The sequence below is a fragment of the Blautia caccae genome (assembly GCF_040095955.1).
GTDB classification, from domain to species: domain Bacteria; phylum Bacillota; class Clostridia; order Lachnospirales; family Lachnospiraceae; genus Blautia; species Blautia celeris.
Window position 1 is genome coordinate 78,972 of sequence record NZ_JBBMFP010000020.1, and the last position, 15,985, is coordinate 94,956.

15 protein-coding genes and 1 CRISPR repeat array (1 of these 16 running past the window's edge) are annotated in these 15,985 nt (G+C 40.1%); of the genes, 10 read left to right on the plus strand and 5 right to left on the minus strand.

Features of this window, described 5'->3' with window-relative positions:
* Positions 1–127 precede the first annotated feature (127 nt).
* Positions 128–811: a helix-turn-helix domain-containing protein gene (locus WMO65_RS19370; RefSeq protein WP_148393688.1), complete on the minus strand. Its 684-nt coding sequence runs from the start codon at positions 809–811 to the stop codon at positions 128–130.
* Positions 812–1,060: 249 nt separating this feature from the next.
* On the opposite strand from WMO65_RS19370, the gene WMO65_RS19375 reads away from it, so the two are divergent.
* The 4 genes from WMO65_RS19375 to WMO65_RS19390 all read left to right on the plus strand — a co-directional run bounded on the left by WMO65_RS19375 (position 1,061) and on the right by WMO65_RS19390 (position 4,138).
* Positions 1,061–1,390, plus strand: a complete 330-nt coding sequence (locus WMO65_RS19375) for a hypothetical protein (protein ID WP_005335695.1) — start codon at positions 1,061–1,063, stop codon at positions 1,388–1,390.
* 86 nt (positions 1,391–1,476) lie between these two features.
* Entirely contained in the window at positions 1,477–2,559 is a 1,083-nt protein-coding gene (locus WMO65_RS19380; RefSeq protein WP_148393687.1) for a replication initiation factor domain-containing protein, read from the plus strand.
* A gap of 19 nt (positions 2,560–2,578) precedes the next feature.
* On the plus strand, positions 2,579–2,743 hold the full coding sequence (locus WMO65_RS19385) for a helix-turn-helix domain-containing protein (RefSeq protein WP_035102529.1): 165 nt from the start codon (positions 2,579–2,581) through the stop codon (positions 2,741–2,743).
* Between the two features lie 105 nt (positions 2,744–2,848).
* Positions 2,849–4,138: a site-specific integrase gene (locus tag WMO65_RS19390; protein ID WP_148393686.1), complete on the plus strand. Its 1,290-nt coding sequence runs from the start codon at positions 2,849–2,851 to the stop codon at positions 4,136–4,138.
* Between the two features lie 157 nt (positions 4,139–4,295).
* Here the strand turns inward: WMO65_RS19390 and WMO65_RS19395 are convergent, their stop codons facing one another.
* Positions 4,296–4,595 carry a helix-turn-helix transcriptional regulator gene (locus WMO65_RS19395; protein ID WP_148393685.1) on the minus strand — a complete coding sequence of 100 codons (300 nt, stop codon included), beginning with the start codon at positions 4,593–4,595 and terminating at the stop codon, positions 4,296–4,298.
* A 190-nt stretch (positions 4,596–4,785) separates the two neighbouring features.
* Here WMO65_RS19395 and WMO65_RS19400 point away from each other — a divergent pair, with 190 nt between their 5' ends.
* Genes WMO65_RS19400 through WMO65_RS19415 form a run of 4 tightly spaced genes read left to right on the plus strand, consistent with a single transcriptional unit; the run spans position 4,786 to position 6,999 of the window.
* Entirely contained in the window at positions 4,786–5,337 is a 552-nt protein-coding gene (locus tag WMO65_RS19400; protein ID WP_148393684.1) for a TetR/AcrR family transcriptional regulator, read from the plus strand.
* Entirely contained in the window at positions 5,327–5,611 is a 285-nt protein-coding gene (locus WMO65_RS19405) for a hypothetical protein (protein ID WP_148393683.1), read from the plus strand. The genes WMO65_RS19400 and WMO65_RS19405 overlap by 11 nt, the downstream gene beginning before the upstream one ends.
* A complete protein-coding gene (locus WMO65_RS19410; RefSeq protein ID WP_033139694.1) occupies positions 5,598–6,818 on the plus strand; it encodes a hypothetical protein in 1,221 nt (406 codons plus the stop codon). Before WMO65_RS19405 ends, WMO65_RS19410 begins: the two co-directional genes overlap by 14 nt.
* A 1-nt stretch (position 6,819) precedes the next feature.
* Positions 6,820–6,999, plus strand: a complete 180-nt coding sequence (locus WMO65_RS19415) for a cysteine-rich KTR domain-containing protein (protein ID WP_081960134.1) — start codon at positions 6,820–6,822, stop codon at positions 6,997–6,999.
* Between the two features lie 483 nt (positions 7,000–7,482).
* On the opposite strand, the gene WMO65_RS19420 is transcribed toward WMO65_RS19415, so the two are convergent.
* Together WMO65_RS19420 and WMO65_RS19425 are read right to left on the minus strand one after the other, a co-directional pair.
* Positions 7,483–8,496, minus strand: a complete 1,014-nt coding sequence (locus WMO65_RS19420; RefSeq protein WP_033139693.1) for a reverse transcriptase family protein — start codon at positions 8,494–8,496, stop codon at positions 7,483–7,485.
* Between the two features lie 342 nt (positions 8,497–8,838).
* Positions 8,839–9,768: an alpha/beta fold hydrolase gene (locus WMO65_RS19425; protein ID WP_033139692.1), complete on the minus strand. Its 930-nt coding sequence runs from the start codon at positions 9,766–9,768 to the stop codon at positions 8,839–8,841.
* A 472-nt stretch (positions 9,769–10,240) separates the two neighbouring features.
* Here WMO65_RS19425 and WMO65_RS19430 point away from each other — a divergent pair, with 472 nt between their 5' ends.
* Positions 10,241–10,924, plus strand: a complete 684-nt coding sequence (locus tag WMO65_RS19430; RefSeq protein ID WP_033139691.1) for a DinB family protein — start codon at positions 10,241–10,243, stop codon at positions 10,922–10,924.
* Positions 10,925–10,961: 37 nt separating this feature from the next.
* Here WMO65_RS19430 and WMO65_RS19435 read toward each other — a convergent pair whose 3' ends face one another.
* The gene (locus WMO65_RS19435) at positions 10,962–11,654 is read right to left on the minus strand and encodes a flavodoxin family protein (RefSeq protein WP_033139690.1); all 693 of its coding nucleotides are present in this window, start codon (positions 11,652–11,654) and stop codon (positions 10,962–10,964) included.
* A 318-nt stretch (positions 11,655–11,972) separates the two neighbouring features.
* Between WMO65_RS19435 and cas6 the strand changes: the two genes are divergently transcribed.
* Positions 11,973–12,881, plus strand: coding sequence for a CRISPR system precrRNA processing endoribonuclease RAMP protein Cas6 (cas6, locus tag WMO65_RS26710; protein ID WP_054353752.1), 909 nt, complete (start codon positions 11,973–11,975; stop codon positions 12,879–12,881).
* A 311-nt stretch (positions 12,882–13,192) separates the two neighbouring features.
* A CRISPR array of direct repeats spans positions 13,193–15,985; the repeat unit is 32 nt; unit sequence GTCACTTCCTTCGCGGAAGTGTGGATTGAAAT; it runs 870 nt beyond the window's last position.

A 15,985-nucleotide genomic window follows, 5' to 3' on the forward strand; every position in this document is an offset into this window, starting at 1 on the left:
TGAGGTCAAGGAACAAGGCGAAGCCGATACGCCGTAGGGCAGTCCTTGACGGAACGGACACAGCCAACAGCACCATGATACAGCAGAGGACTTGAAAGGTCGGAAACCTTGCAAGTCCTCTTGTTTGTTACTGGGCGTTATGTTTTAAGTAAAGTGCTTCTTTCATCAGTTCTTTTTCAAATGCCTTTATGTGACCGCTCTGTATTCCATTGTCGATATAAAAGCAATCGTCAGCTTGTGAGTAGGACAGCGTGGAAACTTTCGGTTCATAATTCTTTGTATCAATTCCATAATAATAGACGGTGGCAGTTGAAAGTTCCACGCTGATACTGTCAAAATCTCTTGTGAAAACGCTGTGCTTGTCTGCATGGAAAAAATCAGACGGACATTCGTAGAACTCGGAACTATCTTCTCTTAAAAATAATGGCAGTATGTGTACTTCATTTCCGCTTCGGTTGACAAGAACATAAAAGCGTGGAATGAGGGCGGAATACTGTGTTTTCATTGCGATATACATATCATCTAAATCATCAAGAAGATACTCGGAGCAGGAGTTGTTGTAAAAGACATATTGTGGAGCAGTATCATCTTTTTGAGCATTTTCCATAGGTACATTTTCCCCGTAAAGCCAACGCAAATCTACATCTAAAGAGTCGGCAATCAGTTCTAGTTTATCGGCTTTCGGATTGTACTGTCCCGAAAGATAGGAACTGAACGCTCCTTTGCTGATACCAGTATCTTTGACTATATCTACTTGTTTTTTATTTTTTGCTTTCATGGCAAATTTAATCCGTTCTGCGATTGTATTCATCTGAAAACCCTCTCTTTCCATATCCTGTTATAACTTTTCATATCTTATCGTCTAAGGACACTATACCACAAGTTCAGAAAAAAGAAAACAAAAAGTTTATAAAAAACTAAACTTCCTATTGCAAAACAAATATGTCTGTGCTAATATACAATTAAGTTCAGAAATAACTGAACTAAAAACGGCGTCGTAATAGGAAAATGAAAATATGAGAAACTGCCCTATCGGTTCAACGGGGAGAAAGGAACGTGTATGCAGATTACATTGACAAAAGAACAGGTAAAAGAAGCCTTTGGAGAACTTCGTTTCATGGGTGCGGATAACTGTTATCGCTATGATAAAGACAGTAAGAAGAAAACAGAGGAAGTGGAAGCATTAAAACTTCATCTTGGAAGCATGAAGCTTGGGAATAGCGTGGATATTCGCTTGGAAGCAACGGAACTTCCAAAGATTGAGCCTTATGCTGTGGTGGAACTGGAAGAACCAGTATATGCCCCTTATGTGCAGAGAGGAAACTTCCCTGTATTAGTGGAGAAGATTACCTGTAAGGGTATCCGCCCTGTTGCAAACAAAAATATGTAGGCGGTCAAAGTTCCTGTCCTCGTTCTGACGTACCAAACGGCAGGTTGAGGGCAGGGCAATGGCAACGCCATTGCAGATAAGGAGGTTTGATAAATTTGGAAGAAAGAAGCGGAAGTTTTCTTCCAGAACTCCCCTACACTAACAGGGGAGTAATACGACAGAAAGAAGCATTAAGTGCCTTGATAGACTGGTGTCAGATAACCATTAAGGAAGTTCCGTTAGAAGCAGTTATAGAAGATGTACTGAGAATACCTTTGGAACTTATGACGGTAACAGGCTATGAAAAGGGGATTGCAGGACATGAGGTTGTGGCAATCTTCGATAATATCAAGGTGCTAAAGCCAACAGGAAATGCACAGTATCAAGGCTTTCAGATTTTGATGAGTGGGAAAGGCTGTCGCAACTATGAGAATTTTTTACAACTCAATGAGGAAACATGGTTTGACTTCTTAAACAGAGTTTGCCAGTATCATATCAATGTTCCTCGGATTGATTTGGCGATCGACGACAGAAAACCGTATTTGAGTATTCCCGATTTGATTGTACGGACAAAAGAGGGATTACTTTCTTCAAAGTTACGGGAGATAGATTTTCACGACTCGGGAGAACTGAAAGAGGAAGTGTTTCAGAGTAAGGGTGGCAGTCTTTATCTTGGCAGTTCAGCCAGTAATTTGAGATTGGTATTTTATGAAAAGGGATATGAACAGAATAAAAAGTATGGAACAGAATTAGATGAAAATTGGAATAGATATGAATTAAGATTTCGGCAGGAAATGGCAGTAAGTGTAGTACAGGAATTATTGAGATATAGAGATGTGGCAGGACTGGCAATGGAAGTATTGAACAGCAAAATACGATTTTTAGAAAAGCCGACAGAGAGCATGACAACACGAAAAAGGCTTTATCCAACCTATCAAGCATGGGCGGAACTGATGAAAGATATAGACAAGGTTAAACTTACCATGCAACCACAGAAGAAAAGTTTACAAAAGGTGTGGGAATGGTTGGAAAAGTATGTTGCCCCGTCTTTGAAACTGTTTGCAGAGGTTGGGAAGATAGAGCAGAGAGATTATATAGGTAATCTTGTAGCAAATGGAGAAATGAATATCACACAGAAACAGTTGTATGATGATTACATAAAAGCAAGAAAATTACAGGAAAGGAGATAATCGTATAGAAAAAGCATTATTGAATTTAAAGGAAGTAAGCGAGTATCTTGGAATTGGGGAAACAAAGACAAGAGAACTCTTGAAAAGCAGAAACTGTCCGTTTTCCATGAAGATTGGGTATCGGTGGTATGCGAACAGAAGATTATTAGACACATGGCTAGAGCAACAAGCAAAAAGTTATTGAAGTTCTGATTGAAAAGGAGGCGAACTTATAGTAGTATATGGTTAAAATCACAGAAGTTCCCTTTTTATTTATCAAGATATTTGATTGATAGAAAGGGTAGAGATTATGGGTAAAGATTTAAAAGGAAAAGAATTAGGAACAGGTTTGCGTCAAAGAAAGGACGGTAGATACGAAGCAAGAGCAAAGATAAACGGAATAGACATTAACTTGTATGATAATGATTTGAAGAAATTAAAAATATTGTTTGAAAAGGCAAAAGAAGAAGCAAGAAATAATATTGATATGAAACGTCAGAAAATAACGCTGAATGAATGGTTTGAGGAATGGTTTGCAAATTATAAAATTCCTAATATCAAGGAAACAAGCGTGTTCCCTATGCGTAGCAAATATTATAATACGTTTGGAAAAGCAATAGGGAATATGAAAGTGACGGATATACGGAACTTAGATATTCAGCGTGTTATTAACGATATGAATAAGCAGGGGAGAGCGTCTTCCAGTATGCGAGATGCTTTAGGCAGAGTTCGGGAGTGTTTGGAGTCTGCAAAGAATAATCGTATTATAGACATCAATCCATGTTTTGAAATCAATGTACCTTGGGAAAATAAAACAGCAGAAAGACGGTTCTTATCAATGGCAGAGCAAACAAGATTTTTGCAGGAAGTAGAGCATAACTGGTATAAAGAAATGTTTTACATTATGTTTCTGACAGGTATGCGAATTGGAGAAGTTGGTGGTTTGAAATGGGAAGATATAGACTGGAATAAGAAATGTATTAACATTCAAAGGTCTTTATCCTGTCAATATGAAAATGGAGTAAAGACTATGCGACTAACAAAGCCTAAAACACATAATTCATACAGAAGTATTCCGTTTATGGCAGAAACAGAAGAAATTCTATTATCTCAAAAAGAAAAACAGAACAGACAGAAAAAAGCCTATGGAAATCGTTGGCGTTCAAGTGGAGAATTTGATAATTTGGTGTTTACTACTTCTTTAGGAAGTCCAGTTATTCGGAATGTAGCAGAAAAAGAAATTAAGAAAGTAGTAAAAGCAATCAATTTTCAAGAAGCAATAGAAGCGGTAAAGGAAAAAAGAGAGCCGATAGAATTTAAAGACCTTTATCCTCATGCAATCCGACATACATTTTGTAGTAGGTGTTTTGAAAAAGGAATGGACGCTAAAGTGGTTCAAATGCTTATGGGACATCAGCATTACAGTACAACGATTGACATATACACTCATGTGACAGAAACAAAATTTGAAGAAGAAATAGCAAAGTTTGGCAGTGTGAGTGAAAAACAGAAAGTTCAGAAAAATAAAAACTCTACCCAGTGTGCACAAATGAGTACCCAACATAGCAAAATAAGAGAAAATTGCTTTCAATGGGAATGAAAAGTTTCTACCCAAAGGGAAATTGGGTAAAATGGAAGAGCAGAATTAAGTAAAGCGTAGAAAGCCTTATAAAATGGGCATTTGAGAAAACAGTAAGGAAAAGTTGGCAAAGCAGATGGGCAACTAAGCGAATTTTTCAATTAAATTAAGGTTAAAATTATAGAGGCTTCGTGTTCATATCGGCAAGCAGACTGTCGAACTGCCGCCGCCCGGTAGAGTTGTCCGTTTCCTCGTTCGGGAAAAAGAACTGGTCTACTGACACATCTAAAAAGGTGACAAGCTCATAAAAGATTTGTAGGCTTGGGTGCTGCCGGCTGTTCTCAATGGACGCGATATAGCGCGGCGTAATATTCAGCCTGTCTGCTAACTGGTTGCGCGAGATACCCTTTGCCTTTCTTGCTTCTTTTATGGCTTGCACGAAAGCCTTAAAATTATACTTCACTTTGTCCTGCTTCATATTTTTCACCCTACTACATTTTGCCGTTCACCTTTCTGCTTTGGATATGATTACACATAGCATAGCTTTGATAGTAATAGAGCATGATATGTATGGTTTTTATGAACTACCAACCGGAGGAATTGACAAAAATCTTTTTACAACGTATAATAACAATGATATATATCTTAGTTATCAAAAGGAGGACGTTATGCCACCAAAAGTTAAGATACCCAGAGAAGCTATTATTGAAAAAGCATTTGAGTTGACAAAAGTATATGGTTTTGAAAAAGTAACCGCACGTTTGCTTGCCAGTGAATTAAAATGCTCTACTCAACCAGTGTTTCATGCTTTTCATAATATGGAAGAACTAAAGGAAGAAGTTTACAAAAAAACGCAAAAACTATTTGAAGAAACTATGCTGCAACAGCCTTTTGATACAGAAACTCCCTATTTTTTAAGCATGGGATTAAAGTATGTGGAGCTGGCTCAAAATGAAAAAAATCTGTTCCATCTTCTATGTATGTCAGATAGCGGAACAAGACTTGAAAGCCTTTATGATTTGGCTAAGCACGTTCCTATTTCGATTGAACCGGAAGTGTTTGTGAAAACATGGATATTTACGCATGGTATAGCAACGATTGTTTCTACGAACACAACGAACATTGCGCCCGAAGAAATAAGGCAGTTACTTATTGAAGCATGTACCAGCTTCAAATTATATCACAATGAAAACAAGGGAGGTTCGGCAAATGAAACATAAGAAAATGAACTATAATAACCGCTATAAATATAAACTGAATATGCTTGAACTGGGGCTTACTATGATGAAACTCATCGGCGTATTATTTGTAACCAGTATTTTATTTTGGGCGGCAGGGTGGCATTGGCTTTCTTCAATAACTTTGTTTTTGGCAGGAGCCGTATTTGCTGTTTTGTTAATCTTGTTAGCCATTGAAGCACATCAGGACAAGGTGTTGAATGATATTGCTATGCGGGAAAATAATGAATTGGAGAAAAAATATGAAATCGATTAAAAATTATGTGTATACAGAACGTGCGCATTTTATGTGTCCTAATATGCACTTTGGGATTATGGCAAAAATAGAAAGCAATTATGATGAAGGGCAGCTAAAACAAAGCATAGACACTCTTCAAAAAGCGCACCCGTTTCTGCAAAGTTTAATTGCAGAGGAAACGGACACTGGCAGATTTTATTATCAAATACAAGATTATTTGAATATTCCTGTAATGGTAAAAGAAGAAGCCGCTTTGTGGCAACAAGATTATGAGGAAATATCTGTCCGTGGGTGGAATGTCATGAATGAATGTCTGCTAAAAGTAGTAGTTTATCCAAAGGAAAATGAATTTCAAATACTTTTTATCGCCCACCATCTTTTGTGTGATGGTAGAGGGCTTCTACAACTGGCAGAAGAATTTGCAGAGCATTATGCTAACGGAGTAATACCGCAATTTGCCCCGGAACGCTTAATTCAATGCTTAAACGATCTTCCCTCAAACAGCGATTTACCTCTTATCAGTAAATTGATAATAGGCGACGCAAACAGAAGATGGAAAAAAGAGGGGCATCAAGTTATGTATGAGGAATATAGCGCATTTGAAAGAGCCTATATTCAAAAACACAAAATGAAACGGGAAATTTTCACCATTTGTAATCAGGAGTTAGAAGAAATATTGACTTTATGCAAACAACATAGTGTTACTGTAAACGACTGGCTGATTGCAAAGATGATGTTGGAAGAGAATACAAATAAGGTGGTTATCGCAGCCGATATTCGTAATCAGGCAAAATGTTACAGACAGGGAGCAATGGGGAATTATTCGACTGCTTTTAGTGTTTCCGTGAAAAAGAACGGGGAAAATGTTATTATCCTTGCAAAGCGCGTAGCGTCACAAGTCATAAACATATGTCATCACCCACGGAAAGAAATGCTTGTGCTTGCCTGTTATATACATATGCAGCCGGAGCTGATTGACGCTGTTACAATATCTACATTGGGAGATTTCGGAAGTAAAGCAGGATCATTTATAGGAAGAAATATGTTTGGATATGGTTCTCAAAATGGTTATAGCATTACCAACTTAGGGAAAATCGAAAGTAATATAATTGCAGAAGCTGTTTTTATACCACCCGCTTCACCTGCCAACAAAAAAACTTGGGGTGTTCTAACGGTGAATAGCCATATGAAAATATGCGTGTCAAATTTAATTGCAGAAAGGTAATATTCTAAAGCAGGAAATAAAATGGGTACGTTGTCCTGTTTGTGGCAATAAAACAAGGTTACAGATACGGGAAGATACAGAACTAAAAAACTTTCCTCTTTATTGCCCGAAGTGCAGACAAGAAAGTTTGATTGACGTAAAGGATTTACAGGTAACAGTGATTAAGCGTGAAGTTGATTAGCAAAGCGACAAATTAGAATGGTTAAATCCCTTGAAAATGTTGAATTTACAGCGTTTCAAGGGTTTTTTGCGGTTTTAGTGAGCGTATAATACATTTTCGGTAAAATAGAGTTTATAAGATCTTCTATAATACAATAAAATTATAGAAAAGCTCCTTAATTATAGTCGGACAAAAGAAACCGGTACATGAATTGCAAATGATGGAAAGAAACCGGAACATAATTCTTTAATTTTGGGAAAAATATGATATTCAGACGGATAAAGGCATTCAAGATGCACTTGAATAGGTAATAGAAAAAGGACAGCAAAAGATCCGAATTCTATGCAGTGCTGAAAATTACGCCTTATCAAAAGCTAAACCCCGGAGAACCATATTCCTCCTAAGCGATAAACACGGCTGAAAGTGTTATATTTAGCAATCTTAGGGACCGGGAAAAAGGATTACAACAATCCAGAACCGGGTCCAGGCGCAAAAGGGCTTGTATTATATGTCCCTTAGCAGTCTGCGGATATCTTCCCTTGCTTCTCGAAACTGTACATCTTCCGGCGAAATCTGCAGAATAAACTGAATTTTCCCCAGCAGATGCCGCAGATAACGGACCGTATCCGACTCCCCCTCGGTCATCCATTCTTTCTTGTTACAACGCCGTAAATGCTCCATTACCCCGTATTTTTTACAGTAATATACCTCTGCCCGTACCTCTCTTTTATACGCACGCCCAACATCTGCCTTCTCGTTCACAACGATTCCCGTCACGGTTTGTCTGGTATGTTTTCCAAGCAGCTTAGTTTTCTTTTCATTCAGCACAAATCCCATGGTTAAAAGGTAGTTTTTGACCTTATTTTTCAGTTCGACTTCATCGAATACACCGGAAAATGTCATATCGTCACTGTAACGTGTATAATGAATCCCCCTTTCCTCGCACCATGCTCCCATATAGTTGTCAAACGACTTCATGACCAGATTGGAAACTGTCGGAGAAGTAGGTGCGCCCTGCGGAAGATAATCTTCATAACAGCAAAGTTCTGCCAGTATCCGTCTTACTGCAGGCGGAAAGTAGATGGCCGGAAAGGCTGATTGGTAAACCAGAGGAAATGTTATGTTTTCAAAGAAGTTTTCTATATCCAATTTCATGACCTGTTCCTGTCCTACATGGGAAAGTGCATTGTCCAGCACTGTGGTTTTCTTTTTGTAGGCAGTGGCATAGACGGAAACGGAAAGTCCGTCTAGAACATGATGAAGCAGATTTTTCTGTATGGTATTCAGTAACGCGTCCGGTACCAGCAGACGGCGCACACTGCCGTTTCGCTTTGGGATCTGGGCAGTATGGTAGTGTTTCTTTATATGATTACTGACAGCATAGAGACATGCAAGTTCTTTTTCCTCTCGTACAGGTGCTCCCTGTAGAAGCCGGAAGGACAGCAGCATGTCTTTGATCTGTTCTTTTGTACAATATTTCCATAAATCATTGTCATAGTTTGATAAAGTAGTTGTCATATGATTCTTTTTCACCTCGTATACAGGGACAATACAAGAAGGTGATTCTGTAAGATGCGCAGACGTACACAGGCGTAAGCCGCCTGCACACGGCAGTGTGCTGAAGTACCTCGGAGCATCTGGAAGTCTTTTGGTCTCTTTTTCTATACCGGACGGCGACTCGCCATCCGGCTGGATACGCTGTCCTATTTCAGACAGATCCAGATATGCTATTGTCCCTGTACCACTATCATATCATCTGTGTAGTAAACTTACAATTTATTTTTACTGAAAGGGAACTTTCATGGAAGTGTGATTCTGTTACGGAGAACCCGCAATGTTTAAGCGGGTTCTCTATTGCAGTTAAATTCCAAGAATTCCGTCCATAAATGCGATAATTCCCTCCTCGACATCATTCTTGATCTCACTGTAGTTATGTATTTCATGACGATATCCGGAATATACGCGGGTTTTCACGTCATGTCCGGTATCACAAAGCCAGTTCGAGACCTCATAGATACCTTTTCCGTATTCGCCAACAGGGTCCTGGTCACCGCCGATATTATAAAACGGTAGGTCCTTTGGAACTCTCTCGGCCCACTGTGTTCCTTCAATTGCCAGCATCATCTGGGTAAAGTCATAGAGTGACCGGTTGCTGGTTGGTTTGGTAAAGGCATCAAAAGGATCTTCCGCGTGGTCACGCTGTACATAAGGGTCTGAACAGATCCATTCATTTCCGATGGTAACATCATCACACCGTTCGCACATCCATCCCATCAAGGCACCTGTAAATTCCGGATTGGAATCCATTCCCAGTCCGTCGTCAATGGCTTTTTTGAGAAGCTCTGCGGCTTTATCCGCTCCCCGGAAGACTCCCGTTGTACCGCAGATCGTGACACCTGCCAGGTCTTCTCCATATTTTGCCGCATAATCTCTGGCTATAAAGGACCCCATGCTGTGACCGAAAATAAAATACGGCAGATTAGGATATTTTTCACAGACCAGTTTTTTCAGGCTGTGTTCATCCTCCATCATGGTGTGGAATCCCGCATCGCCCCAATCACCCCATACACCGCTGACCATGGCTGTTTTTCCGTGCCCCACATGGTCATCAGCCGCTACAATATAACCGGCGTCCATGAATTTTACGATCATATGCAGATACCTTCTGGAATGCTCACCGAATCCGTGGATAATCTGTACGATTCCTTTCGGCCTGGCAGCCGGAACGTATATCCATCCCTGCACCTGGTCACGTTTGTTGTAAGACAGAAAATTTACTTCATGCAGCATAAAAACACCTCCATTGTGATAAAATTTGTAACTACTTTTATTGTAAGGGGCAGAGAGGAGCGTGTCAAACGGAAATGAAATTATATGAGAATATTGCAGCCTGAACAGCCAGGGAGAGTATGATTTTGAACAGAGCTCCATTTTTTAGAGCCTCGTGAAACCTGGAATACTGGTTATTATAATTACTCCAGTATGAAATGATTGAAATAGTAATAACGGAATTTTTATTATGACAGACATATGTCACATTTAAAATGTTATAATATTTATAATCTAAATCTTAATATAGATTCAAAGTTTCAAAAGAATAACCGTTCGCATCTATAGTCATAAGTTTGGGTGGAATTATATCTGATATACTAAAGTATTTTAGTAATTATTTCTTGTTTCAAAATCATGAAAAGTTCGAGGTAGTTCTATTCCAATATAGACTTTGGAGCGGTAAGAAAATTAACGTAAGGAGAGGCTATTTATGTTTGATATCGAAAAGGATTACAATTTAAAGATTGATGAATTACGAAAGCTGCTGAAATCGTCCAGGCGTTTTGACCAGGCAATTGAATTAGCATTGGAAATTCATGCAGTGACGCACACAGGTAAGGTTTCATTAAGTGACAGTCCTACATTTTGTGATGATTTATTGGAGGGATTGGAGAATGAGGATTACAGCATAATGCCGACTGAGAAAGACGAAACAATAGCCTGGCATTTATGGCATATAGCGAGAATAGAAGATTTGGTGGGAAATCTTCTTATAGCAGAACAGCCCCAAATTTTCAATGAAGAATGGATGGAAAAAATGAGTGTGTCCGTAAGAGATACCGGTAACGTAATGACGGACATGCAGATCATTGATTTTAGTGAACAGGTAAATAAACAGGAGCTGATAAAGTACAGAAACGCGGTAGGCTGTCAGACCCGCAAAATATTAAAATCCTTGTCACCACTTGATTTGAAACGGAAACCCGGAGAAGAATATTTAGCGCGGCTGGTCAGCGAAGGTGGTTTGCTGGAAGTAAAAGGGTCCATATGGCTTAAAAATTTTTGGGGCCGGCACACTTTTGCAGGGCTTATTTTGCTGCCGATAACTCGTCATCATATGATGCATCTGTCCGATAGTGTGGTCATTAAAGAGTTTTTGTTAAATAATCGGTAAAATAGGTTAGATGAACGGAGCTGCCTATGGGAGATAGTCAAGGCTTCCATGGGCGGGCTTTTTCTGCCCATCCTTTTTCCTTCCAGTATTTTACATCCGCTTCATTCCATCCTCTCCGCTGTAACAATCGCATAATATTAAAAAATGCTCTGGTTTTTATGGAAGGAGATACGTGCCCTATATTCTCATTAATTTTATCAGCTATTACAGTGATTTTTTTATCTATACGTTTTTTCAGATCAGGATTCACGGCATCCCATGAAACTGCGGCAACGCCTACGCCATATTTATAAGTTCTGGCAACACCCCAGAAGAATGTGCTGTCAGCCATATCTTTATTTGTACTTTTCATGCCTCCGCCAGCGGCTGTGGATATGCAGACAGCCTGTTTGCGGAACATTTTTTCTTCCGGTCGATGCACCATCCACCGGTATCCATAATGGTCTAAAAAAGCTTTCATTGCTCCTGTTGTATGATAAACGTATACAGGACTTGCCAGAATGATTACGTCGGCACGGTCGATAGCTTCTGTGATAGGCTTTAAGTCCTTAAAGTGAGGACATAGTGTTTCTGATTTTTCAAAACAATTTGTACATCCGATACAAAAAGAATGAAAATCCTTTGGCAGAAAAAATTCTGTGACTTCGCCATTTAATTTTTCTGTTAGCATTTTAGCGATATGATAGGTTGAACCTTTATGGCTTTGACCATGTATAACAGCTATTTTCATTTTCTGTTTCCTTTCCTGTTTTCAGGTAAATTATAGCATAATAATGGTTTGAGAGGTACTTTTTATTTTATGTTTTGGGAAAGATACTTAGTATTATAAAGAGATTGTTTTTGCAGCCGGGTATAGGGACGATTAAGGGAGGGCTTTTGGTATATCTAAGCCAATGGAGGGCGCGCAACAGATTATGGTGATTTATTTTATTTTTATGATTGAAGTGACTAATATATTATGACTTGATGAAATGAAAAGAGGTTTTTATTTGGAAAAATATAGGATATAATGTAATAAAATAAATCATAGTCAGGTCAGGGAGGATATATGTTCGAGTTCATAAAAATATTAACATTGCGTGCAACATATGAATGTCAGGAAGAAGGAAGGCTGCCTTCATATTTGGGATCTACAATAAGAGGAATTTTAGGCCATTGCATCCGGGATTTTTGCTGTGATTTTCCTGATAAAAGATGTTTTCAGTGTGAGAAAAAGGATAATTGTCTCTATGTGCAATGTTTTAGCAATACGGGTGGAGAAGCAGGTGCAGTGAATCCATATGTGTTATATGTACATGGAGAAGGCAGAGAAAGATGGAAGAAAGGAGATTTATGTGTATTTGACCTTACTCTGCTTGGCAGTGGAACAGAAAGAGCAGGCATATATTTGGATGCACTGCAGGCAGCAGAGAAAAGGGGATGGGGGGCGGCAAGGCTGTCCTTTCGTTTGATGCAGGTTATCGACTCAGATTCGGGCAATGTGATCTATGCAGGGGGAAAATGCTGGTTTCGCAATCTTTCTCCAAAGCCGCTTCAGACGACAGGACGAAATGCCTCTTATGCAAGCCTTTTTTTTGATACACCGCTTAGAATCGTATCAGGGGATAAACTATTTGATAAACTTCCCTTTGATACGTTTATACAGTTTCTTATCCGCAGAATATCGCTGTTGACAAAGGCTTACACCGATTTTCAATTAGAATGGAAAGAGGAGGAACTTCTGAACCAGGCCAGGAAAATCAAGACTTTAGATGAGTATTGGAGAGAAGTTCCGTTCATCAGGTATTCTATGAATCAGAAAGATGGAAAGTTAAAACTTTCATCCAGGACTGGCTGGATTTTATATGAAGGGGATCTATCTGGTTTTGTGCCAATTTTGGAAGCGGGTAAGTATCTGCGGGTAGGAAAAGGTGCTACCATTGGATTTGGACATTATGATATTTCTTATGATAAATAATGGGGAAATAAAAGGCTGGAAACAGTTGGATTGAGAGAAATTGTGATAAAAATCGGCCTTGAATTTTTTGTAGAAAATGCAGATGATATAATATTTGTTCAGAAGATGATTACTAAGCTTATTTTATAAAGTGCGAATGTGGAGTGAACATAGTTTGCCGGGGAGATTCGCACTTGAAAAAATGGTTAAAAATTGATGATGGAGTGATTTTTTTAAGATATATTTGTAGGAAAGGTTGCATTATTAATCAAAAAGGGTTAAAATTTGGTAGAAAGAAACAATATTTATTGGGAATATTGTGCATGTTTGCTGTCACTTCCTTCGCGGAAGTGTGGATTGAAATTCATATGCTCCCTGTCATACCCCTCAGACTCAAACGTCACTTCCTTCGCGGAAGTGTGGATTGAAATAGAGCAAGGCAATGCCGGATGACACAGCAGCAAGTCACTTCCTTCGCGGAAGTGTGGATTGAAATAGCAAAGTTGATGCCTGTTTCAGGGTCTACACCGTCACTTCCTTCGCGGAAGTGTGGATTGAAATTTATGATTTTGAGGAGGCAAATGTTGATACAGAGTCACTTCCTTCGCGGAAGTGTGGATTGAAATAGACTGCTTACTATGGCGTTCTGGCCGCCGTAGGTCACTTCCTTCGCGGAAGTGTGGATTGAAATAGACACGGCTGGCCATGGCTTCCCTGGCTGCGAAAGTCACTTCCTTCGCGGAAGTGTGGATTGAAATATATCCGCCAGGGCATCACCGGAAAGCGGCATGGTCACTTCCTTCGCGGAAGTGTGGATTGAAATATAGATGGGACCACTTATCCGGTAAAAGTAACACGTCACTTCCTTCGCGGAAGTGTGGATTGAAATCCCCGTGGATGATCCATGTGGGAACATGGACACAGGGTCACTTCCTTCGCGGAAGTGTGGATTGAAATTTATACATAAATATAAACCACCTTTCTGCGAAAGGGTCACTTCCTTCGCGGAAGTGTGGATTGAAATCTTTATTCCACCCGCTGACATTCGTCATTTAAGGTCACTTCCTTCGCGGAAGTGTGGATTGAAATTTTACTGGTTTTGTCACAGTACCCATCCATTTCTGTCACTTCCTTCGCGGAAGTGTGGATTGAAATTATCTTGACAGGCGTTTCGCATTCCACGGTTTCAGGTCACTTCCTTCGCGGAAGTGTGGATTGAAATAGTTCACCGATGATTTGCCCACCCGGCTCCCTCCGTCACTTCCTTCGCGGAAGTGTGGATTGAAATCCGGCAATTCTTTGAAGAATCCTTCCACACCATGTCACTTCCTTCGCGGAAGTGTGGATTGAAATAGTCTCGCATCAGATTGGTTATAAATGCTATGTCTGTCACTTCCTTCGCGGAAGTGTGGATTGAAATGACATAGTAACATTAAAATAGTTGAATGTCTCAAGTCACTTCCTTCGCGGAAGTGTGGATTGAAATCTCTGCCAGAGCTGTCAGTCAAAGACGGCGAGCTGGTCACTTCCTTCGCGGAAGTGTGGATTGAAATGCCCGTGATCCAGACGCGCTCCTCGATCTAATCGGTCACTTCCTTCGCGGAAGTGTGGATTGAAATCGTATTTGCACTGGTGGAAATTTAACTGGATGCTGGTCACTTCCTTCGCGGAAGTGTGGATTGAAATGTCCTCCTAATCACTTGATAAAAACCAGCCACCGTCACTTCCTTCGCGGAAGTGTGGATTGAAATCCGGACAGAAAAGGGGATATAGGGTTCCCTGGAATGTCACTTCCTTCGCGGAAGTGTGGATTGAAATTGTTTCCGGGGATAAAATCAGGCTGTTTTCTGGGTCACTTCCTTCGCGGAAGTGTGGATTGAAATTATCAGGTGTACCATCTTCTCCTCCTACTCCAGGTCACTTCCTTCGCGGAAGTGTGGATTGAAATAGCGAGATATTTGTGATTATGTAAACCTCTGTAAAGTCACTTCCTTCGCGGAAGTGTGGATTGAAATCTCCAACATACAGCTTACCTTTTATCTTACCTTCGTCACTTCCTTCGCGGAAGTGTGGATTGAAATATTGCAAAGATTATGATCAGCCGATTGCATCGGATGTCACTTCCTTCGCGGAAGTGTGGATTGAAATTACGCCTCCAGCATTATATCCCATCAAATAGGACAGTCACTTCCTTCGCGGAAGTGTGGATTGAAATACCTCCTGTCCAATCTTTGAAGGAAGTCATTGTAGTCACTTCCTTCGCGGAAGTGTGGATTGAAATTGTAGGCGGAGATACAACAGGAGTGCAGATCCCAGTCACTTCCTTCGCGGAAGTGTGGATTGAAATTACAAGTTTAGTGAGTGGTATCACTTCTATCGCAGTCACTTCCTTCGCGGAAGTGTGGATTGAAATAGTAGTAACAAATCCGATAAAGGGACTTGTCATCGTCACTTCCTTCGCGGAAGTGTGGATTGAAATGTCTGATTTGATGGGGCACCTGATCCGCCATTAGTCACTTCCTTCGCGGAAGTGTGGATTGAAATTTCATAGTACATCCTCCTTTGAATTAATTGATTTGTCACTTCCTTCGCGGAAGTGTGGATTGAAATAGTTACTGCAAGCGGCACAAGTGGAACTGTTAGGTCACTTCCTTCGCGGAAGTGTGGATTGAAATTCTAGTAAGGCGACTATTCCGTATGATCCAATTTGTCACTTCCTTCGCGGAAGTGTGGATTGAAATTCATAATAGGCCTTGTTTCTAACGCGAAGATAAGTCACTTCCTTCGCGGAAGTGTGGATTGAAATTTTGTCTCCGTCATGTCATTATGCCAAAGCAGCCGTCACTTCCTTCGCGGAAGTGTGGATTGAAATAAATAAACTGACATTGAGCTTAAACAACCGATACGTCACTTCCTTCGCGGAAGTGTGGATTGAAATCCGCTCTGTGTCTATGATGATCTCTCCATCGACTGTCACTTCCTTCGCGGAAGTGTGGATTGAAATCAATGTACATTTGTACACTTTCTCCTCATGTATTGTCACTTCCTTCGCGGAAGTGTGGATTGAAATCACATGCTCTATGGATACAGCAAGAGAATTTATCGTCACTTCCTTCGCGGAAGTG